Source organism: Massilia sp. BHUDP2, assembly GCF_046236355.1.
GTDB lineage: Bacteria > Pseudomonadota > Gammaproteobacteria > Burkholderiales > Burkholderiaceae_D > Telluria > Telluria varians.
This window is the reverse complement of sequence record NZ_JBJUVW010000001.1, coordinates 1,164,748-1,185,182: the sequence shown is the minus strand read 5'-3', so window position 1 is coordinate 1,185,182 and position 20,435 is coordinate 1,164,748. Positions and strand designations below refer to the sequence as shown.

General features: G+C 66.5%; 20 protein-coding genes and 1 tRNA gene. 16 read left to right on the top strand and 5 right to left on the bottom strand.

Annotation, left to right across the window (positions count from 1 at the left end):
• The first annotated feature begins 10 nt into the window (after nt 1–10).
• The 5 genes from ACK6C6_RS05220 (at nt 11) to ACK6C6_RS05200 (ending at nt 2,980) form a co-directional block, all read left to right on the top strand.
• Nucleotides 11–757 (top strand): SDR family oxidoreductase, encoded by a 747-nt coding sequence (locus ACK6C6_RS05220; RefSeq protein ID WP_409266248.1) that lies wholly within the window; start codon nt 11–13, stop codon nt 755–757.
• Nucleotides 754–1,320, top strand: coding sequence for a D-glycero-alpha-D-manno-heptose-1,7-bisphosphate 7-phosphatase (locus ACK6C6_RS05215; RefSeq protein ID WP_409266247.1), 567 nt, complete (start codon nt 754–756; stop codon nt 1,318–1,320). The genes ACK6C6_RS05220 and ACK6C6_RS05215 overlap by 4 nt, the downstream gene beginning before the upstream one ends.
• On the top strand, nt 1,317–2,468 hold the full coding sequence (locus ACK6C6_RS05210) for a glycosyltransferase family 9 protein (protein WP_409266246.1): 1,152 nt from the start codon (nt 1,317–1,319) through the stop codon (nt 2,466–2,468). The genes ACK6C6_RS05215 and ACK6C6_RS05210 overlap by 4 nt, the downstream gene beginning before the upstream one ends.
• A gap of 108 nt (nt 2,469–2,576) precedes the next feature.
• Nucleotides 2,577–2,653, top strand: a tRNA-Pro gene (locus ACK6C6_RS05205).
• 186 nt (nt 2,654–2,839) lie between these two features.
• Entirely contained in the window at nt 2,840–2,980 is a 141-nt protein-coding gene (locus ACK6C6_RS05200) for a hypothetical protein (RefSeq protein ID WP_156923791.1), read from the top strand.
• 110 nt (nt 2,981–3,090) lie between these two features.
• On the opposite strand, the gene ACK6C6_RS05195 is transcribed toward ACK6C6_RS05200, so the two are convergent.
• Entirely contained in the window at nt 3,091–4,986 is a 1,896-nt protein-coding gene (locus ACK6C6_RS05195) for an MFS transporter (RefSeq protein ID WP_409266245.1), read from the bottom strand.
• A 256-nt stretch (nt 4,987–5,242) separates the two neighbouring features.
• Between ACK6C6_RS05195 and ACK6C6_RS05190 the strand changes: the two genes are divergently transcribed.
• Nucleotides 5,243–5,425, top strand: coding sequence for a hypothetical protein (locus ACK6C6_RS05190; RefSeq protein WP_036206560.1), 183 nt, complete (start codon nt 5,243–5,245; stop codon nt 5,423–5,425).
• A gap of 88 nt (nt 5,426–5,513) precedes the next feature.
• Here the strand turns inward: ACK6C6_RS05190 and ACK6C6_RS05185 are convergent, their stop codons facing one another.
• Both ACK6C6_RS05185 and ACK6C6_RS05180 read right to left on the bottom strand, forming a co-directional pair.
• Entirely contained in the window at nt 5,514–6,842 is a 1,329-nt protein-coding gene (locus ACK6C6_RS05185; RefSeq protein ID WP_209589022.1) for a homoserine dehydrogenase, read from the bottom strand.
• A 137-nt stretch (nt 6,843–6,979) separates the two neighbouring features.
• The gene (locus ACK6C6_RS05180) at nt 6,980–8,206 is read right to left on the bottom strand and encodes a pyridoxal phosphate-dependent aminotransferase (protein WP_036206554.1); all 1,227 of its coding nucleotides are present in this window, start codon (nt 8,204–8,206) and stop codon (nt 6,980–6,982) included.
• Nucleotides 8,207–8,435: 229 nt separating this feature from the next.
• Here ACK6C6_RS05180 and ACK6C6_RS05175 point away from each other — a divergent pair, with 229 nt between their 5' ends.
• The 10 genes from ACK6C6_RS05175 to ACK6C6_RS05130 all read left to right on the top strand — a co-directional run bounded on the left by ACK6C6_RS05175 (nt 8,436) and on the right by ACK6C6_RS05130 (nt 15,948).
• Complete coding sequence (locus ACK6C6_RS05175; RefSeq protein WP_209589021.1) at nt 8,436–8,816, top strand: Mth938-like domain-containing protein; 381 nt, start codon at nt 8,436–8,438, stop codon at nt 8,814–8,816.
• 94 nt (nt 8,817–8,910) lie between these two features.
• Complete coding sequence (locus ACK6C6_RS05170) at nt 8,911–9,285, top strand: SMR family transporter (protein WP_409266243.1); 375 nt, start codon at nt 8,911–8,913, stop codon at nt 9,283–9,285.
• 173 nt (nt 9,286–9,458) lie between these two features.
• The gene (locus ACK6C6_RS05165) at nt 9,459–9,929 is read left to right on the top strand and encodes a peroxiredoxin (protein ID WP_409266242.1); all 471 of its coding nucleotides are present in this window, start codon (nt 9,459–9,461) and stop codon (nt 9,927–9,929) included.
• A gap of 246 nt (nt 9,930–10,175) precedes the next feature.
• A complete protein-coding gene (locus ACK6C6_RS05160; protein ID WP_409266241.1) occupies nt 10,176–12,032 on the top strand; it encodes a PhoH family protein in 1,857 nt (618 codons plus the stop codon).
• A gap of 99 nt (nt 12,033–12,131) precedes the next feature.
• Nucleotides 12,132–12,938: a hypothetical protein gene (locus ACK6C6_RS05155; protein WP_409266240.1), complete on the top strand. Its 807-nt coding sequence runs from the start codon at nt 12,132–12,134 to the stop codon at nt 12,936–12,938.
• 33 nt (nt 12,939–12,971) lie between these two features.
• Nucleotides 12,972–13,328: a YciI family protein gene (locus tag ACK6C6_RS05150; protein WP_409266238.1), complete on the top strand. Its 357-nt coding sequence runs from the start codon at nt 12,972–12,974 to the stop codon at nt 13,326–13,328.
• 98 nt (nt 13,329–13,426) lie between these two features.
• Nucleotides 13,427–13,795: a YciI family protein gene (locus tag ACK6C6_RS05145; RefSeq protein ID WP_409267303.1), complete on the top strand. Its 369-nt coding sequence runs from the start codon at nt 13,427–13,429 to the stop codon at nt 13,793–13,795.
• Nucleotides 13,796–13,819: 24 nt separating this feature from the next.
• Entirely contained in the window at nt 13,820–14,233 is a 414-nt protein-coding gene (locus ACK6C6_RS05140) for a VOC family protein (RefSeq protein WP_409266237.1), read from the top strand.
• An 18-nt stretch (nt 14,234–14,251) separates the two neighbouring features.
• Nucleotides 14,252–14,677, top strand: coding sequence for a VOC family protein (locus ACK6C6_RS05135; RefSeq protein WP_409266236.1), 426 nt, complete (start codon nt 14,252–14,254; stop codon nt 14,675–14,677).
• Nucleotides 14,677–15,948 carry an RNA polymerase sigma factor gene (locus ACK6C6_RS05130; protein ID WP_409266235.1) on the top strand — a complete coding sequence of 424 codons (1,272 nt, stop codon included), beginning with the start codon at nt 14,677–14,679 and terminating at the stop codon, nt 15,946–15,948. The genes ACK6C6_RS05135 and ACK6C6_RS05130 overlap by 1 nt, the downstream gene beginning before the upstream one ends.
• 56 nt (nt 15,949–16,004) lie before the next feature.
• On the opposite strand, the gene ACK6C6_RS05125 is transcribed toward ACK6C6_RS05130, so the two are convergent.
• Together ACK6C6_RS05125 and ACK6C6_RS05120 are read right to left on the bottom strand one after the other, a co-directional pair.
• Nucleotides 16,005–16,760: a FecR domain-containing protein gene (locus tag ACK6C6_RS05125; protein ID WP_409266234.1), complete on the bottom strand. Its 756-nt coding sequence runs from the start codon at nt 16,758–16,760 to the stop codon at nt 16,005–16,007.
• Nucleotides 16,726–20,427 carry a filamentous hemagglutinin N-terminal domain-containing protein gene (locus ACK6C6_RS05120; protein ID WP_409266233.1) on the bottom strand — a complete coding sequence of 1,234 codons (3,702 nt, stop codon included), beginning with the start codon at nt 20,425–20,427 and terminating at the stop codon, nt 16,726–16,728. Before ACK6C6_RS05120 ends, ACK6C6_RS05125 begins: the two co-directional genes overlap by 35 nt.
• Nucleotides 20,428–20,435 lie beyond the last annotated feature (8 nt).

Here is a 20,435-nt window from a genome sequence, read left to right as displayed (position 1 = left end):
TGAGGAGCCCATGAGTAACTCGACGCAGCAGCATCCTTCCCTGCAAGGCAAGGTCGTACTGGTGACTGGGGCCGCCAGCGGCCTGGGCGCCGCCCTCGCACGCCGCCTGGCCGCCTCCGGCGCCAGCATCTTCGGGGTCGACCGGCAGGCCGCGCGCCTGGCCGACAACATGGCGCAGCTGCGCGAACTGGGCGTGCAGGCGCACGCCCTGGGCGTCGACATCGCCGACCCGACCGTGGCGCCGCGCGTGGTGGAGCATGCCGTCGACGTGCTGGGCCGCCTCGACATCCTCGTCAACAATGCCGGCACCGACGTCACCCTGCCGATCGCGGAACTCGCGGACCAGGACTGGCTGCGCGTGGTGGGCACCAACCTGACGGCGCCCTTCCTGCTGTCCAAGTACGCGGCCGGCGCCATGCGTCGCGACGGCGGCGGCCACATCGTCAACATCGCCTCCACCGCCGCCAAGCGCGCCTGGCCCAACGCCAGCGCCTACCACGCCAGCAAATGGGGCCTGCTGGGCCTGTCGCACGCCCTGCACGCCGAACTGCGGCCGGAAAACATCCGCGTCACCGCCGTGATCGCCGGCGGCATGCGCACTCCCTTCCTGCTCGACCGTTTCCCCGACCTCGACGCCGACAGCCTGCAAGACCCGGCCGACGTCGCCGAGGCCATCCATTCCGTGCTGGTGCTGCCGCCCGCCACGGTGGTCGCCGAACTCACGGTCCTGCCGCTGCGCGAAACCTCCTGGCCATGAAAGCGATCTTCCTCGACAAGGACGGCACCCTGGTCGACGACCTGCCCTACAACGTCGAGCCGCGCCGGATCCAGCTGGTGAGCGGCGCCGGCGCCGCCCTGCGCCTGCTGGCCCGACTCGACTACCGCTTCTTCGTCGTAACCAACCAGTCCGGCATCGCGCACGGCTGCTTCGGCGAAGACGCCATGGGACCGGTCGCCGACCGCCTGGCCGACCTGCTGTTCCGCGAGAACCTGTCGCTGGACGGCTTCTATTACTGCCCCCACCACCCGCTGGGCACGGTCGGCAGCTACGCCATGGTGTGCGCCTGCCGCAAGCCTTCGCCCGGCATGCTGATCAAGGCAGCGCGCGACCACGACATCAACCTGCGCGAATCCTGGATGATCGGCGACATCCTGCACGACGTCGAAGCCGGCAACCGCGCCGGCTGCCGCACGCTCCTGATCGACAACGGCAACGAGACCGAATGGCGGCTCGGCCCGCGCCGCGTGCCCACCCGGATGGCGCCCGACCTGTATGCGGCGGCCGTGCTGATCGCCTCGCACGAGGAGGCGCGGCTGTGAGACTGGTACACGCGGAGGCGCCCGTGAGCGCCCAGTCGTCACGCCCCTGGCAGGCCGCACGGCGCATCCTGTGCGTCCGGCTCGATTCGCTGGGCGACGTACTCATGTGCACGCCGGCGATCCGGGCCCTGCGTCAATCCCTGCCGGGCTGCCACCTGACCCTGCTCAGCTCCCCGTCGGGCGCGGCGGCGGCGCCCTACATCCCCGAGCTCGACGCTGCGATCAGTTTTCGCGCCCCGTGGATGAAGCACGACCACGCCATTGGTGCGCAAGCGCTGCAGGAATGCGCCGCACAGCTCGCTGCCCAGCGCTTCGATGCCGCCGTCATGTTTACGTCGTACTCGCAAAGCCCCCTGCCCGCCGCGATGCTGTGCCAGCTGGCCGGCATACCCTTGCGCCTGGCCTCCTGTCGCGAAAACCCTTACCAGCTGCTCACCCACTGGGTGCCGGAGCGCGAGCGCGAACGGGCGAGCCGCCACGAAGTGCAGCGCCAGCTCGACCTGGTCGCCGATGTCGGCTGCGCGGCTTCCGACACCGCGCTTTCCTTCGCCGTCGCGGCGGCGGACGCCGCGCGCCTCAGCACCATGCTCGAGGAAGCAGCGGTCGATCCGGCCGCGCCCTACCTGGTGCTGCATGCGGGAGCCAGCGCCGCCTCGCGCCGCTATCCCGTCCGTCACTGGCTGGTCTTGATCGGCATGCTGCGCAGGCAGTTCGGCCACAAGCTCATCCTCACAGGCGACGGCGGCGACGCCGAGGCGCTGCGCCCGCTGACCGAGGGCTGGCGCAGCCCGGCGCATTCCCTGATCGGCAAGCTCGGACTGGGGGAACTGGGGGCGCTGATCCGCGGCGCAAGCCTGCTCATCACCGGCAACACCGGGCCGGCCCACATCGCGGCCGCCGTCGGCACGCCGCTGGTCGACCTGTATGCGCTGACCAATCCCCAGCACACCCCGTGGCGCGTGGCGCACCGCCTGCTGTTTCATGATGTCAGCTGCCGCAACTGCCTGCGCAGCAGCTGCCCGCAGAGCCACCATGCCTGCCTGGATCTACTTGCGCCGCGCACTGTGCTGGAGGCCGCCGTGGAGCTGCTGGCGGCCGCCCCGCACAGGCCCGCGCGCACGGACGACGCGGCCCTTGCCTTCGCCTAGCGGAGGCGTATTGACGTGGAGCGTATGCGAAAGCGCAAAAAACTGAGCACAAGCCTATTACAAAAACTCAAGTATTTGGACGAGCTCTGATATAATTTCAGAGTTCGTCGGGGCGTAGCGCAGCCTGGTAGCGTACCTGCATGGGGTGCAGGGGGTCGGAGGTTCGAATCCTCTCGCCCCGACCAACAAATCAATGAGTAGGGCCAACCATCGGTTGGCCTTTTGCTTTTCCGGCGTCGTAGCTGAACAGCGTCGAGCCATCCTTGATCGCCAAGCCGTCCCGAACTCGTTCCGTCAAAAGCCCATGCTATGCTTGAGCTCCAAATGCATTGCTGCATGCAGCGAGACTCAACCACGCATCGAGGAAAGATATGAAAGACGTCAAAGTAGATGTTCGCGTCAACGTCACCGTCGACCCTGCAAGCGTTCTCCTTGTGCTTGCGACGGCAACCATGGGCTTGTTCTTCTATAAGCAAAACAAGCAACAGAAGTCGCTACCGAACGCATCCTGATGATGTAATGAATGCGCCAGCACCTGGCGCGGCAGTGTAAAGCGCCAGGGCAATTTGCCATCCTGACCTGAAGCCCTCGTCATCAAGGGCTTCCATGCCGGCAGTCGCGTCTACTTCCAGTCCCCCCGCAATTCCAGCACCTGCTGCTGCAAGTACTCCGGCGACGCCGCCTCCGGCGCCACCGGCTGCCCCACCGCCAGCGCCAGCTTCGAACGGATGCCGCGTGCGAACGAGCGCTCGAACACGTTCGACTTATCGCGCGTGAATACGCTGCCCCACAGCCCGCGCAGCGCCATCGGGATCACCGGCACCTTGCTGCGCTCGACGATCTTGGCGATCCCGCTGCGGAACTCGTTGATCTCGCCGGTGTGGGTCAGCTTCCCTTCCGGGAAGATGCACACCAGCTCGCCCTGGTGCAGCGCTTCGGCGATGTCGACAAAGGCGCGCTCCATCATGAACGGGTCTTCCTTGCTTGGTGCGATCGGGATCGCCTTGGCTGCGCGGAAGATCCAGCGCAGGAAAGGCGTCCTGAAGATGCGGTGGTCCATCACGAAGCGGATCGGGCGCGGGCTGGCGGCGCCGATGACGAGCGCGTCGACATAGCTGACGTGGTTGCAGACCAGCACCGCCGGGCCCTGCGCGGGAATGCGGTCGGCGTCGATGGTGCGCACGCGGTAGCCGGTGTGAATCAGGAGCCAGGCCAGGAAGCGCATCAGGAATTCCGGCACCAGCGAGAAGATGTACACTGCCACGCAGGCGTTCAGCAGCGCCGTCACCAGGAACATCTCGGGAATCGTGAAGCCCTGCCCCAGCAGCACGATGGCCAGGCCGGCGGCCGCCACCATGAACAGCGCATTCAGGATGTTCATGCCGGCGATGGTGCGCGAGACGTGCTTCTGGTCGCAGCGGGTCTGGATCAGGGCGAACAGCGGCACGATGAACAGGCCGCCGAACACGCCGATCAGCACCAGGTCGAGCATGATGCGCCAGGCGCCCGGCAGGCCGAGCAGCGTGAGGGCGCCCACGGTCGCGGCGCCATTGAGCTCGGCATAGGCCACGCTCGCGAAATACAGGTCGATGCCGAACACCGACAGGCCGATCGAGCCGAACGGCACCAGGCCGATCTCCACCTTGCGGCCCGACAGCTTCTCGCACAGCAGCGAGCCGGCGCCGATCCCGAGCGAGAACACGGTCAGGAGCAGCATGATCACGCTGTGGTCGCCGTGCAGGTAATCCTTGGCGTACAGCGGGAACTGCGACAACACCAGCGCGCCGTAGAACCAGAACCAGGAATTGCCCAGCATCGACAGGAACACGGTACGGTTCTGGCTCGAGAACCTCAGGTTGCGGATCGATTCGGCGAAGGGGTTGCGGCTGATTTTCAGCTCAGGCACAGGCGCCGGCGAGGGCGGAATGCGCCAGCTGGCGGCCAGGCCCAGCACTGCGCACAGCAGCGTGCCGCCGGCGACCAGTTCGATGCCCCAGGGTTTCACGCCGACCAGCAGGGTGCCCGCGACCTCGCCCAGCAGGATGCCGACAAAGGTCCCCATCTCGATCACGCCATTGCCGCCCACCAGCTCGTCGGACTTCAGGTGCTGCGGCAGGTAGGCGTACTTGACCGGACCAAACAGGGTCGAGTGCAGGCCCATGCCGACCACGGCCGCGATCAGGACCCATAGCGTATGGGTCAGCCAGCCGATGCCGGCCACCAGCATGATGGCGATCTCCAGCAGCTTGACGAACCTGGCCATGCGCCCCTTGTCGAACTTGTCGGCGATCTGGCCGGAGGTCGCCGAGAACAGCACGAAAGGCAGGATGAACAGGCCGGCGATCAGGTTGTTCAGCATGCCCGGGTCGGCCGTGGTCCAGTTCGCCGTGTCGAAGGTCAGCGCAACCAGCAGCGCGGTCTTGAACAGGTTGTCGTTGAAGGCGCCAAAGAACTGGGTCCAGAAGAAGGGGCCGAAACGGCGCTGGGTCAGCAGGGAAAACTGGCTCGGTTGGCTCATGCGGGTTGGCTCGTGAACATTGGAAGGCGTAATCTACAACAGCTCACCAGGTGGATTACCCTGTTTTATTGTTGCGTTGCCGATATTAATTCCTAAAGTGTCGGCTGGCGATACCGGATGGGTAAAAAGCATAGACCGCCGAACGGTTCAAGCGGCGCGCCATGTCAACCGGAGGCATTGATAAACTTGATTGAAACGTCTCAAGCACTCGACCATACGCCACGATTGTGCAGCGCAGCGCAGGTAGAATCCGCGGATGACTTCTTCCGACTTCCTCCTCCGCTACGCCAGCGTGACAACCGCGCTGTTCGACCACATCGAACACGACATGCTGGCCCTGTCCTGTGCCTTCATCGACGATGACGACACTGCGCCACCAGCCTGGCAGGACGCCCTGCCCCCGCATGCGATGCAGCCGCTCGGCCTACCCCAGACCTGAGGCTGGGCAAAAAAAATGATTCGATTCTGCAAGCAATGCCGCAAAATCGAATCATGTTGCAGCCGCCAGTTGGCGGCGGCATCCCTCCTCAGGCCAGGGTTTCCAGGCGAATACGCGTGACCTTGCCGATCACCGCCGGCAGCGTCTCGATCTTCTCGATCGCCGCGATGATGTTCTTCTCGCGGGTCTGGTGGGTCAGCAGGATGATGTCGAGATTGACCTGGTCGCCCGGCTCCTTCTGCAGCACCGCGTCGATCGAGATGCCGGCGTCGGCCAGGATGCGGGTCAGGTCGGCCATCACGCCGAGCTGGTCCTTCACATACACGCGCAGGTAGTAGCTGGTGGTGATCTCGGCCATCGGCACGATGGCGACGTCGGTCATCTCGTTCGGCTGGAAGGCCAGGTGCGGCACGCGGCAGTACGGATCGACGGTGGCCAGGCGGGTCACGTCGACCAGGTCGGCAATCACCGCCGAGGCAGTCGGCTCGGAACCCGCGCCCTTGCCGTAGTACAGCGAAGCGCCGACCGCGTCGGCCTGCACCAGCACCGCGTTCATCGCGCCTTCCACGTTGGCGATCAGGCGCGCCGCCGGGATCAGGGTCGGGTGCACGCGCAGCTCGATGCCCTCGCCGCCGTTTTCCCCTTCAATATGGGTGCGGCGCGCGATGCCCAGCAGCTTGATGCGGTAGCCGAGCTGTTCGGCGTAGCGGATGTCGCGGGCCTGCAGCTGGCTGATGCCCTCGATGTAGGCCTTGTCGAACTGCACCGGAATGCCGAAGGCGATCGCCGACATGATGGTCAGCTTGTGCGCCGCGTCCACGCCCTCGATGTCGAAGGTCGGGTCGGCCTCGGCATAGCCCAGCTCCTGGGCCTGCTTCAGCACGGTGGCGAAGTCCAGGCCCTTCTCGCGCATTTCCGAGAGGATGAAATTGGTGGTGCCGTTGATGATGCCGGCCACCGACTCGATGCGGTTGGCGGTGAGGCCCTCACGCAGCGCCTTGATGATCGGCACGCCGCCGGCGACCGCCGCCTCGAATGCCACCATCACGCCCTTTTCCTGGGCCGCGGCAAAGATCTCGTTGCCGTGCAGGGCCAGCAGCGCCTTGTTCGCGGTCACCACGTGCTTGCCGTTGGCAATTGCCTTGAGCACCAGTTCACGCGGCAAGTCGTAGCCACCGATCAGCTCGACAACGATGTCGATGTCCGGGTGGTTCACCACGGCGAAGGGGTCGCCCACGACCTCCACGCCGGCGCCGACGATCCCGCGCGCCTTCTCCAGGTTACGCGCCGCCACCATCGTAATCTCAATACCGCGGCCGGCGCGGCGGCGGATATCCTCCTGGTTGCGTTGAAGAACGTTGAAGGTGCCGGCGCCGACGGTGCCGATGCCCAGGAGGCCTACTTTGATGGGTTTCATGATCTCGTATCTCGTTAAGTTCCGACCTGCAGGATCAGAGTGTGTGAAAAAACGGCCAGGGCAAGGCGCCGAGTCGAAGACAGTACGATAGTACGGCGAGACGAGGCAACGCAGCCATGGACGAATTTTTCACACACTCAGCGCGCGTGGCGCCGTCGGTAGCCGTCAAGGAAGCGCGCAATGCGTCCGCAGGCATCCGTCAGGTCGTCGGAATTGGGCAGGAACACCAGCCGGAAATGGTCCGGGGCGATCCAGTTGAAGCCGGTGCCTTGCACCAGCAGCACTTTTTCCTCGGACAGCAGTTCGCAGATGAACTGCTGGTCGTCCGCGATCGGGTACATCTTCGGGTCGAGGCGTGGGAACATGTACAGCGCCGCTTTTGGCTTGACGCAGGACACGCCCGGAATATCGGTGAGCAGCTTGTGCGCGAGGTCGCGCTGTTTCAGCAGGCGCCCGCCGGGGCCGACCAGGTCGGCAATACTTTGATAACCGCCGAGGGCGGTCTGGATCGCGAACTGGCCCGGCGCATTGGCGCACAGGCGCATCGAGGCCAGCATGTTCAGGCCCTCGATATAGCCCCTGGCGTGGCGCTTGTCGCCCGAGACCACCATCCAGCCGGCGCGGTAGCCGCAGGAACGGTAGTTCTTCGACAGGCCGTTCAGGGTCAGGAACAGCACGTCGTCGGCCAGCGAGGCGATCGAGACGTGCTCCGCGCCGTCGTACAGGGTCTTGTCGTAGATCTCGTCGGCGTAGATGATCAGGCCGTGCTGGCGCGCCAGTTCGACGATCTCGAGCAGCACCTCGCGGTGGTACAGGGCCCCGGTCGGGTTGTTCGGGTTGATGACCACGATCGCGCGCGTGTTCGGCGTGATCTTCCTGCGCATGTCCTCGATGTCCGGCAGCCAGCCGGCCTGCTCGTCGCACACGTAGTGCACCGGGTTGCCGCCGGCCAGGCTCACCGCCGCGGTCCACAGGGGATAATCGGGCGCCGGCACCAGCACTTCGTCGCCGTTGTTCAGCAGGCCCTGCATGGCCATGACGATCAGTTCCGACGCGCCATTACCCAGGTAGATGTCATCGATGCCGACACCCTCGATGTTCTTGCTTTGGGTATAGTGCATTACCGCCTTGCGCGGTGCGAACATGCCCTTGGAGTCGGTATAGCCAGCCGCGCCGTGCATGTTGCGGATCATGTCGTGCACGATCTCGTCGGGCGGATCGAAACCGAACACGGCCAGGTTGCCGATGTTCAGCTTGATGATCTTCTGGCCGTCGTCTTCCATCTCGCGGGCCTTTTCCAGGGCCGGGCCGCGGATTTCGTAGCAGACGTCGTCCAGCTTGTTCGATTTCAGGATCGGTCGCAAAGTGTCCCCTGTGAGCTAGGTCTCGCGCCTGCACATTTGTTGCAGTGCGAAAAATACCCATTCTGCCGAAAGCGCCCGATTTAAGCAACCTCACCCCTTCCCGGCCAAATAAAATCCTGCCGAATGGCGCCTGGAAGATCGCAGCTTGCCGTCCACCGTTCCGGCGTGCGGGGCGGCCCGCCTCTCCGGTTACAATGGATGTTCCGATGTCATTGCCATCCGCGCTACGATGAAGCTCCATTCCGACAATACCCAGCAGTACCAGACCGTCACCGGCTATGACGCCAGCGGTGTCGAGATCAATGCCCAGCGTTTCAACTTCAGCCTGACCGTCCTGCCGGAAGTGCCGCCGCGTCCCTGGAACGTGACCCGTTTCGAAGACCTGACGCCCGCCCATTTCGAGGAAATCGCCAAGGATGCTCCGGACGTCGTGGTGCTCGGCACCGGCGAGCGCCAGCGTTTCATCCACCCGAAACTGGTGGCCAGCCTGTCGAGCATGCACGTCGGCGTGGACTGCATGGACAACCAGGCCGCCTGCCGCACCTATAACGTGCTGATGGGCGAAGGCCGCAAGGTCACGCTGGCCCTCATCATCGGCAGCGGCGCCTGATTCCCCGCCCTGCCGCGCCGGACCCGCGCCGCGCCCTGCCGCGGCGTGCCTGCGCTCGTGCCATTTTCGTCGCTCCCATCAAGCCACCATCCCCATGAACGCATCGGCTTTCGCCTTCATCATCACCGGCGTCATCCTGAACGCCGCCGCCCAGCTCCTGCTCAAGGCCGGCACCAACGCCCTCGGCGGTGCCATCCACCTCACCCGCGACAACTGGTTCATGACCGGCCTCAAGGTGGCCACCCAGTGGCCCATCGTGCTCGGCATGCTGTGCTACGGCGTATCGCTGGTGGTCTGGATCCTGGGCCTGTCGCGCACCGACGTCACGGTCGCCTATCCGATGCTCTCGCTCGGCTACGTGATCGGCGCGGTGGGCGCCTGGATGTTCCTGGGCGAAGTCATCTCGCCGCAGCGCATGCTGGCGCTCGCCGTGATCGTGCTGGGCGTGGTGCTGCTGGCGCGCAGCTAAATATTTCCGTTTTGCATCTTGAAGAAATGAAAACGCCCGCTATATTGCGGGGTGAAACCTGCATTGTCGACGTCAATACGGACTAGCAAGGCGCGGCCGCGCCGATTATCATTCCGGTATCCGCTGCCCTGCAGGGACCCGGCGCCAGTGCGCCATGACACCAGGAGAATCCCGTGGCCGAGAGCCAAACCGCCGCTACCATCGACAACTTTTCCGCCCCCATGACGGGAGGCCAGACCTTCGAGCTGGCTGGTCGTCCGGCAAAGTACACCGTGCTGTATTTCTATCCGAAGGACAACACGCCGGGCTGCACCACCGAGAGCATCGCCTTCCGCGAGGCCTATCCGGAGATCCAGGCCGCGCACGCCGAGATCTACGGCATCAGCCGCGATTCCCTGCGCTCGCACGAAAACTTCAAGGGCAAGCTGGGCCTGCCCTTCGAACTAATCTCGGATCCGGAAGAAGCGGTCTGCACGCAGTTCGGTGTCATGAAGATGAAAAACATGTACGGCAAACAAGTGCGCGGCATTGAGCGCAGTACGTTTATCATTGACGCTCAAGGCCGATTGGTGAAAGAATGGCGTGGCGTGAAAGTCAACGACCACGTGGCCGAAGTGCTGGAATTTCTGAAGAGCCAGCCCTGAAAACGGATGGCTCCAGCAACCCAGTTACCGATAACTTTGCTGGACATTGCCACCTATTTTGAGTCACCGCGTATCTCATCAGCATTATTCTTCCCGCTGCTGCCGGACCGGCATCCTCCGGCTGCAGCCCTCAAGCTGGCATCGCCAGCCACAGCACCATCCCCAAGTAGCATCGTTTTCGTGCAGCGGCGCGCCCCGTGCTGCGCCCGCACGTCCTATTAAGTCCTTTTTCGAATCGAGAACCTGATGCCACTGCCAAAAATGCCAACCAAGCCAGCGACCATGCTGCTGGCAAAAGATTATCCCAAGGCCGAACCGGGCAAGTCGCCCGTGCGCCCGGCGTCCGCGACGGCCGATGCCGAACTCGAAGAATTGATCAGCGGCCAGGCCGTGCCGACGCCGAAGGCGACCCGGGCACGCAAGGCCAAGGCCGCCGCCGCCCCTGCCGCCAATGATGCCGCCCTTGCCGGCACGGCTGCAGGCACGACCGGCACCGCCCCCGTCGACGTCGTCGGCGCCCCCGCCGCCGAAGCGCCTACCGGCGAAGCTCCGCTGGCCAAGGGCCCGTCGCGCAAGTCGAAGGACGGCGTCGGCGCGCGCCTGCGCGAGGTCGATGCCGACCAACCGCATCCGGCCAAGCACAAGCCGGTCGAAGTCAACGTCAAGTCGTCCACCAGCCGCAAGGCCGACAAGTCCGGCACCACCAAGGTCTTCGTGCTCGACACCAACGTCCTGATGCACGACCCGACCTCGCTGTTCCGCTTCGAGGAACACGACGTCTACCTGCCGATGATGACGCTCGAGGAGCTCGACAACCACAAGAAGGGCATGTCGGAAGTCGCGCGCAACGCCCGCCAGGTGGCGCGCACCCTCGACGCCCTGATCGCCAACGTCGACGACGACGCGATCGAAGCCGGCATCCCGCTGGCCAAGCTGGGCAACAAGGATGCCAGGGGACGCCTGTACTTCCAGACCAACCTGGAATCCGCGCCCCTGCCGGAAGGCCTGCCCGAAGGCAAGGCTGACAACCAGATCCTGGGTGTCGTCCGCGCACTCGAAGACCGGATGGACGGCCGCGCCATCGTGCTGGTGTCGAAAGACATCAACATGCGCATCAAGGCGCGTGCGCTGGGCCTGCCGGCCGAGGATTACTTCAACGACCACGTGCTGGAAGACACCGACCTGCTGTACTCGGGCATCGTCCAGCTGCCGGACGATTTCTGGAACAAGCACGGCAAGGACATGGAGTCCTGGCAGGAAAACAAGAACGGCAATTCGGCCACCTATTACCGCGTGACCGGTCCGGTGATCCCGACCTTGCTCGTGAACCAGTTCGTGTTCATCGAGCCGCGGGGCGGCGAAGCGCCCTTCTATGGCCAGGTAAAACAGATCAACGGCAAGACCGCCGTGTTCCAGACCCTGCGCGACTACAGCCACAACAAGAACAACGTGTGGGGCATCACGGCACGCAACCGCGAGCAGAACTTCGCGCTCAACCTCCTGATGAACCCGGAGTGCGACTTCGTCACCCTGCTGGGGCAGGCCGGTACCGGCAAGACCCTGCTGGCGCTGGCCGCGGGCCTGGCCCAGGTGCTCGAGACCAAGCAGTACAACGAGATCATCGTCACCCGCGTCACCGTGCCGGTGGGCGAGGACATCGGCTTCCTTCCCGGTACCGAGGAAGAGAAGATGTCGCCGTGGATGGGCGCTTTCGACGACAACCTCGAAGTGCTGATGAAGTCCGACAGCGACGGCGGCGACTGGGGCCGCGCCGCGACCCAGGACCTGATCCGCTCGCGCATCAAGATCAAGTCCCTGAACTTCATGCGCGGCCGTACTTTTGTCAACAAGTTCCTCATCATCGACGAGGCGCAGAACCTGACGCCGAAGCAGATGAAGACCCTGGTCACGCGCGCCGGCCCCGGCACCAAGATCCTGTGCCTCGGTAACATCGCCCAGATCGACACGCCTTACCTCACCGAGGGCTCGAGCGGCCTGACCTACGTGGTCGACCGCTTCAAGGGCTGGAGCCACAGCGGCCACGTCACCCTGGCGCGCGGCGAACGCTCGCGCCTGGCGGACCACGCCAGCGACGTGCTGTAAGCCGGTCGTCATCCATCGCCTGCCGGCTGAAGGCAGGCGGCATCCGGAACGCTCGCCGCCTGGCGGGCGTTTTTCATTTCCAGCGTCTATTCATCCCACATGATCTTCCTGCTCAAACTCCTGCTCGTACCAGTCCTGATCGCCCTCGTCACCCTGGCCGGCCGCCGCTGGGGGCCGGGCGTGGCCGGCTGGCTGTCCGCCTTTCCCATCGTCTCCGGCCCGATCCTGCTGGTGATCTCGCTCGAACAGGGTCCGGCCTTCGCCGCCAGCGCGGCCGGCAACACGCTGCTGGCGGTGCTGGCCATCCTGGTCTTCAGCGTCGCCTATGCGCGCTGCGCCCACCTCGGCATGCCGCGCGCCATGGTCGCCGCCCTGCTCGCCTACGGCCTGGCCGTGCTGGTGCTGCAGGCCCAGCCCGTCCAGCTGCCGCTGTGGGCCGGCTTCGCTGCCGTCGTGATCGCGCTCCTGGGGGCGCCGCGCCTGTTCGGCCCGGCACCGGCGCCGGCCGCCGTCGTCAAACCCGCCAATGACCTGCCCTGGCGCATGCTGGCCGGCGCCCTGCTGTCGCTGAGCGTCACCTATGCCGCCGCGAGCCTCGGGCCGCGCCTGTCCGGCCTGTTCGCGATGTTCCCGGTGATGAGCACGGTGCTGGTCGGCTTCTCGCACCGTGCCAACGGGCCCGGCTTCGCGGTGGCGCTGCTGCGCGGCATGGTCAACGGCTACTATGCCTTTGCCGTGTTCTGCCTGGTGCTGTCGCTGCTGCTGGGTTCGCAGCCGATCGGCCTGGCCTTCCTGCTGGCGACCGGCGCCGCACTGGTGGTGCAGCTGGGAGTCAAATGGATGGTGCAGCGTTCTTGCGCGCAGGATTTGCCCAAAGCGCGTGCCGGCGGCCAGAAGGCAGCTTAGAATAGCCGCGTTCATCACAGAGGAGAGATGCCGATGCCGCACATGCTGTTGATCCATGAACCCGTCTGCCAGCGCGCCACCCGCAGCGAGGCCGAGGGTCGCGCCATCTACGACCGGATGTTGCGCTGGGGCGAGGACCTGCGCAGCCGCGGCCTGCTGCTGGGGGCGGAATCGCTGGCCTCGCAAGACAAGGCGGTGCGCGTGAGCGTCCGGGCCGGGAAGGCACGCATCGTCGACGGCCCGTTCGCCGAGGCCAAGGAAATGGTCGGCGGCTTCTTCCTGGTCAATGTCGACACCCGCGAAGAAGCGATCGCGCTGGCGCAGCAGTGTCCTGCGGCCGAGTGGGCGACGGTGGAGGTGCGCGGCCTGGCGCCCTGCTTCGACCGGTAAGGAAAAAATTTTCATCCGCGATGTCGAAAGACGCCTGCTTCGCTCGTCGTAGCGGATGGAAGCCCCATATGCTTCCATCCCACGACAAGGAGACCACCATGCGTTTCATGATCATCGTCAAGGCCACCCCCGACACGGAAGCCGGCATCATGCCCGCCCAATCCCTGTTCGACGCCATGACCGCGTACAACCAGGAGCTGGCCCGCGCCGGCGTCCTGCTCGACGCCAACGGCCTGCGCCCCAGCCGCGACGGCTGGCGCATCCGCTACGACGAAGGGCGCCGGACGGTCACCGACGGTCCCTTCGCCGACACCAAGGAGCTGATCGCCGGCTACACCCTGATTCAGGTGCGCTCGCGCGAGGAGGCGATGGAGTGGTCGCGCCGCTTCCCCAATCCGCATGGCGAGTTCGCCGACGCCGAAATCGAAGTCCGCCAGCTCTACGAGCCGGCCGACCTGCCCTCTTGACGCCCCCCACACAAGGAAACGAGCATGAAAAAGCAGATCGCCATCACCCTCCCGGTCCGGGACCTCGAACGCAGCAAGGCCTTCTTCGCCGGACTGGGTTTCGGCTTCGACGAGCGCTTCAGCAGCCAGCACGGCGCCGGCATGATCGTGTCAGACGACATCACCGTGATGCTCGCCTCCGAAGACATCGCCCGGACCCTGTGCGGCAAGCCGCTGGCCGATCCGCGCAGCAGCAGGATCGCGCTCCTGTGCCTGTTCTGCGACAGCCGGGCCGAGGTCGACGCCGTCGCAAGCAAGGCCCTGGCCCTCGGCGCCACCCTGCCGGAGCCGGTGGAGGACCACGGCTTCATGTACCAGCACGGCTTCGAAGACCTGGACGGCCACATGTGGGCGCTGACCTACATCGAGAGCATGCCCGAGCAGCAGGCCGCCGCCTGAGCAGACAAGGAGAGCACCATGAACAAGCAGATCTACGTGAACCTTCCGGTGAAGGACCTGGAACGCAGCAAGGCCTTCTTCGGCGCGCTCGGCTTTGCATTCAATCCGCAGTTCACCGACCAGAACGCCGCCTGCATGATCGTCAGCGAGGACATCTACGTGATGCTGCTGACCCAGCCCTTCTTCCAGGGCTTCACCAACAAGCCGGTCGCCGATGCGCGCAAGTCGACCGAAGTGCTGCTATGCCTGTCCTGCGACAGCCGCGCCGCCGTCGACGACATGGCCGCCAGGGCGAAAGCCGCCGGCGGCAGCTGGCCGAACCCGCCGAAGGACCACGGCTTCATGTACCAGCACGGCTTCGAAGACCTCGACGGCCACATGTGGGAGCTGGCGTATATGGAAGGCATGCCGGCGCAGGCGGAAGACGCGGCATCGCAGATCTGATGGACGCACAGGTCGAACGCAGCATCGCCGCCGTCTGGCGCATCGAGTCGGCCAGGATCGTGGCGGTCCTGGCGCGCATGGTGCGCGACGTCGGCCTGGCCGAGGAGCTGGCCCAGGACGCCCTGGTGGCGGCCCTCGAGCACTGGCCGCGCCAGGGCATCCCGGACAATCCCGGCGCCTGGCTCACGACCACGGCCAAGCACGCCGCGCTCGACCGCCTGCGCCGCGACCGCCTGCTCCAGCAGAAGCTGGAGCAGATCGGCCTCGACCTCGAAGCCCAGGAGGCCTCCATCGTGCCCGATTTCGTCGACGGCCTCGATGCCGCCCGCAACGACGTGATAGGCGACGACCTGCTGCGCCTGATGTTCACGGCCTGCCACCCGGTGCTCTCGCTCGACGCCCGCCTGGCGCTCACGCTCAAGCTGCTGGGCGGCCTGTCCACCCAGGAGATCGCACGCGCCTTCCTGGTGCCGGAGGCAACCATGGCGCAGCGCATCGTGCGCGCCAAGCGCAGCTTGGGCGAGGCGCGCGTCCCCTTCGAACTGCCGCCGCCGAACGAGCTGGGCGAACGCCTCGGCGCGGTGCTGGAAGCCGTCTACCTGATCTTCAACGAAGGCTATACCGCCACCGCGGGCGAGGACTGGATGCGCCCCGCCCTCGTGGACGAAGCCCTGCGCCTGGGCCGCATGCTGGCCGAACTGGCCCCTGGCGAGCCGGAGGCGCACGGCCTGGTGGCGCTGATGGAACTGCAGGCCTCGCGCATGGGAGCGCGCCTCGACGCCGAAGGGCGCCCGGTGCTGCTGCTCGAGCAGGACCGTTCGCGCTGGGACGGGGTGCTGGTGCGGCGCGGCCTGGCGGCGCTCGCGCGCGCCGCGCAGCTGGGCCTGGCGCGCGGCCCCTACCTGCTGCAGGCCGAGATCGCGGCCTGCCACGCCCGCGCCCGCGTCGCCCGGGACACCGACTGGCGCGCAATCGCGGCGCTGTACGGCGAGCTGGCGCAGGTCCAGCCTTCTCCGGTGGTCGAACTGAACCGCGCGGTGGCCGTCGGCATGGCCGACGGTCCCGCCGCTGGCCTGGCGCTGGCCGACGCGCTGGCGCTTGGCGGCAAGCTGGCCGGCTACCACTGGCTGCCGAGCGTGCGCGCCGACCTGCTCGCCAAGCTGGGCCGGGGCGAGGAAGCGCGCCGCGAATTCGAACGCGCCGCCGCCATGACCGCCAACAGCCGCGAGCGCGAACTGCTGCTGGAACGCGCGCGCTCCCTGCGCTCCTGAATGAAACAGCCCCGTGGGCCAGTGGCGCACGGGGCTGTCGATGGCAGGCTTGCCGTTCAGCGGACGATGCAGTCGGGCCCCTGGCCCTGACCCGGCCCGTTGGCGGCCGCAGGTCCGCCCACGCTGCCGGCGTCGAAGCTTGGCGGCGGCGCGAACTGGATGCCCGGGTTGCTTGGTACGATCACCGGCGGCTGGTTCAGGTTCGGCACGTAGCCGAACTGGCCGGCCTGGAAGCCGAGCGCGCCGCCGTTGTTGGTCACGACGATGGCGCCGTCGGTCACGTTCAGGTGCAGGCCCGGCGGCAAGGCCGGCGCCGGAGCGCCCTGGACCGGCACCGGCACGTACTGCGCAACGAAGGTGGTGCCGCGGATGCCGATGGTCGCGGTCGGCGTCTTCAGCGAGAACTTCTCCTTGTTGCGCTTGCCCATCAGGCCGGTGATCGAGCGCAGGCCGCCCTTCACCAGGCTGTAGCTGGCACTGTCGCTTTCCGGCTTGCCCTCGTCGAAGGAAAAATTCTCGACCTTGAAGGTGGTGCCGGGGCGCAGCGTGATCTCGCTGTTGTCGATGAACTTGATCTGCGCGTAGGTGTTCTTTTCCGACACCAGCGTATCGCCGCTCTCGACCTCGGACTTCAGGCCCAGCACCTTGACGCTGCCGTCGGCCTTCTTCGCCATCAGCGGGCCGCTCAGGCGCGCCACCACGCCTGCGACCTGCGCGGCCCAGGCGGCATTGCCGGTAACGAGCAGCGCCGCGAGCAGCAGCGTGCCCAGGGCCCGCTTAGTTGCAGTACATTTTTGTGGCTGGTTTTTCATTCTTTGCTCCAGTGTTCGTACCTGCCGCCGGGCCGGCCCCCTGCTCCGACTGCTCCGACGGCTTGGCGCCTTCGCCATCCTGTTTGCCGGCGGCCGGCGTGGCTGGCGGCAGCTTCTCCTGCGCCGGGGTGCGCGTATTGACCAGGTTGACCGTGGTCTGCTGGACCTGGGCCACCGGCTTCTTCGACTCACTCTGGCTCGGGGCCGGGTTGAACACGGCGCAGCGCGCGTCGAGCGGGTGGGTGGCGCAGAAGTCGGGCTTGGGCAGCACCGCCTCGCAGCCTTGCAGGGTCGGGTTCGCCGCGCACTGCTCCAGGCGCGGCAGGATTGCCGCGCAGCCCGGCTGGGTCGGGCCGAGGATGCACTGCTGCATGCTCGGCAGCACCGCGCTGCAACCGGCCAGGGCCTTGTTCGCCTCGCATTGCGCCAGCGTCGGCAGGATGCCGGCGCAGGACGGATCGTTCTTGTTGACCAGGCAGGCATTGAAGGCCAGCTGCATGACCACATTGCAGCCCAGCCTGCCGGGGTCGGCGCGGCAGCTGTCCACCGACGGCAGTACCTGGGTGCAGCCCTGGACATCCGGATTGCCCATGCAGGCGCGGGTGGCCTGTTCGATCACGCCACTGCAGCCCGGGGTGGCCGGGTTGGCCAGGCACACGTTCAGCTGCGGCGGCGCGGGATCGGGTTGCACGGGGTCCGGCTTCACGGGATCGGGCTGCACGGGGTCGGGCTGCACGGGATCGGGCTGTACGGGATCAGGCTGTACAGGATCAGGCTGCACGGGATCGGGCTGCACGGGATCCGGCTTGACGGGATCGGGCTGCACAGGATCGGGCTGCTGGGTTCCCGGCTTCGTCTGTACGACTTCCAGCTTGCCGACGACACTGCCCTCCGGATAGCTCACCTGGCCGCCGGTCAGGTGGACCTTGCCCGACTCGGACGCTACCCGGCCGGCCGGGCCGATGGTGAGCGCACCGTCGTTGGCGGCCAGCAGCGTGATGTTGCCGCTGTCGGTGCCGACCCGGCCCTGGATGTTCATGGGGCTGTGCGTGACCAGGCGGATGTCGCCGCTGCCGGTCCTGACGCCATCGAGCGGCCCCGAACCCGGGCCGACGGTCAGGCCGCCGGTGCTTTCGATCGAAATCGCACCGCCGTTGCCGGCGCCTTCCTGGGCCACGTTGCCAACCACGAGGGCGCGGTCGTTCACGATGCTGATCGGCGCATTGCCGCTCGCCGTGTTCTTCGCGCTCAGCAGGAAGTTGGTGCTGGTGCGCAGCGCGCGGTCGGCTTCGCCGATGCCGCCGCGCGCCTGGATCGACAGGACGTTCGCGCTGAGCCCGCCCGTTCCCTTGACCGATGCGACGTCGGCCACGATCGCCACCGGCGCGGCCACTGGGGCATCGACCTCGAGATGCTCGCCCGTGAGGGTGATGTCGTTCTGCGAGGCGAGGCCGGCCAGTTCGCCGATGCTGCCGATGCGCAGATTGCCGGTCCAGCGGACACGCAGGCCGGCGCCGCCGGCGCTGCCGGTGGCGCTGCCGGCCAGGGTACCGATCTGGTTATTGCCCAGCAGGTTGGCACTATTGGCCTCGACCAGCAGTTGCGGCGTCTTGATGACCTTGTTCGCCTGCTGGATGGCGCCGCTGGTGCGCAGTGTGACGCGGCTGTTGGAAGTGATGTCGGCGGTGAGCGTCATGCCGGCGCTGCCCGCATTGATGTCGATCTCGCCCGACTTCAGCGCGCCGTCGACGACCACGCGGCCGGCGCCGCCGATGCCGATCTTGCGGCCGGCATCGATCGCGCCGGCGCTGCCGACCTGGAACAGGCCGCCAGGTGCGTGCAAGGTAGCGAGGAACCGGCTGGTCGCGCCGTTCAGGAGCACGGGCGCGTTCAGGTAGACGCGGCCGGCGCTATCGATGACCAGGTTGCCGTCCAGGGTCAGCGGATTGTTGATCACGATCTCGCCGGTATGGCCGCTGTTGCCGATGTTGATCTCGTAGGCCTTGAAGGCGCCGAGGCGGCCAGGGGCCAGCGTCAGCGCGCCATTGACCTCGTCGGCGTTGACGAAGATGCTGGTGCCCTTGTCAAAGCTGTTGAAAGAGACGACCGGCAGCGTACTGCCGATGCCGCCGATCATGCCGGCCAGCGTCATCCGGTTCGACTTCAGGTCGATGTAGTCGGGACTCGCAAGCTGGCTGCCCGCAAGCAGGTTGATCTGGTTCTTCGCACGCAGGTCGATGCTGCCGGTGGTCGAGGTCAGCGCCGCGCCGACGGTCAGCTCGTTACCCGCCTCGGCGCGCACGTCGTGCGGCGTGGTGAGGTTCTCCAGGATCTTCAGGTCGTTGGTCGCCTGCAGCACGATGTCGGCATTGGTGGCGGTCAGCGTGCTGGCCTTGATGTAGGTGGTGTCTCCGGTGGAGACGCCATCGGCGATCACGATGTTTTCCGGGTCGATCAGCCAGCTGCCCTTGCGCCCGCCCGACACGCCGCCGCCGGCATCCACGCGCACGCCGTCGATGTCGAGCCGGCGGCCCGAGGTTTCGACCAGGCCGCCCTTGCCCGCGCCGGCGCCGCGCGCCGAGATGCTGCCGTTGGCAAGGGTGGCGCCGTCCGACCACAGCACGACCTTGCCGCCCTCGCCGTTCGCTGTAGCGTCGGCGCGGATGCTTGCCTCCTTGCCGAAGCTGGTCTGCTGCGCGTTCGGCAAGGCGGCATTCCTGCCCTGGTAATCGCCGCCCACCAGCACGGTGCCGCCCCGGGCGGCGCCGCTGGCGTCGACCTGCGCATTGCCGCTCAGGCTGACGCGTTCGCCCAGCAGCTGGATTTCGCCGCCCTTGCCGCTGCCTTGCGCGCTGGTGACGCTGCCCCCTTCCAGCACGGTTTCCCTGCTGGCCTTCAGGACGATCCTGCCGTCCTGGCCCACCACCGCGCTGTCGGCATTGACCACGCCGCGCTGGTTCACCAGGGCGCCGTAGATGCCGACCCGGCCGCCCTGCGCCACCACCTGGCCCAGGTTGATGGCCTGGTCATTCGGCGCCGACACCACCACGCTCAGGTCGGGGTTGCCGGCATCGACCAGCTGCACGCTGCGGCCGGCCGCCAGCACCACCTCGCCGTTCGGGGCGGTGATGACGCCGCTGTTCTCGACCTTCGGGGCGACCAGGAAGACCTTGCCGCCGCTCGGGGTCGTGATCGCGCCATCGTTGCGGACGTTCCCCACGTTGGGAGCGGCGCTGAAATTCTTCTTCCCGGCCAGGAAGTCGCTGTCGCTCATGTCCAGCGTCGAGGCCACCAGGCCGTTCACGTCCACGCGCGCGCCCTGCCCGAAGACCACGCCGTTCGGGTTGATCAGGAAGACCTTGCCGTTGGACTGCAGCGCGCCGAGGATGCGGCTGGGGTCCTGGCCATTGACGCGGTTCAGTACCGCGCTGTCGCTGCTTTGCTGGATGAAGCGCGTGATCTCGCCGGCGTTCACCGAGAAGCTCTGCCAGTTGATGATGGTCCCGGGCGTGTTCGTGATCGAGAACACGTTGCCGTCCTGGGAGAAGCTCGCCTGCCCGGCCACCACGTTCGGCAGCGTCGGGGCCGCGGCGCTCGTCGCCACGCCGCCGAAGCAGGCGGCGACGCACAGCGCCGCCCGGCTGAGTCGAATAAGTCCGTTCCTCATGAAATTCT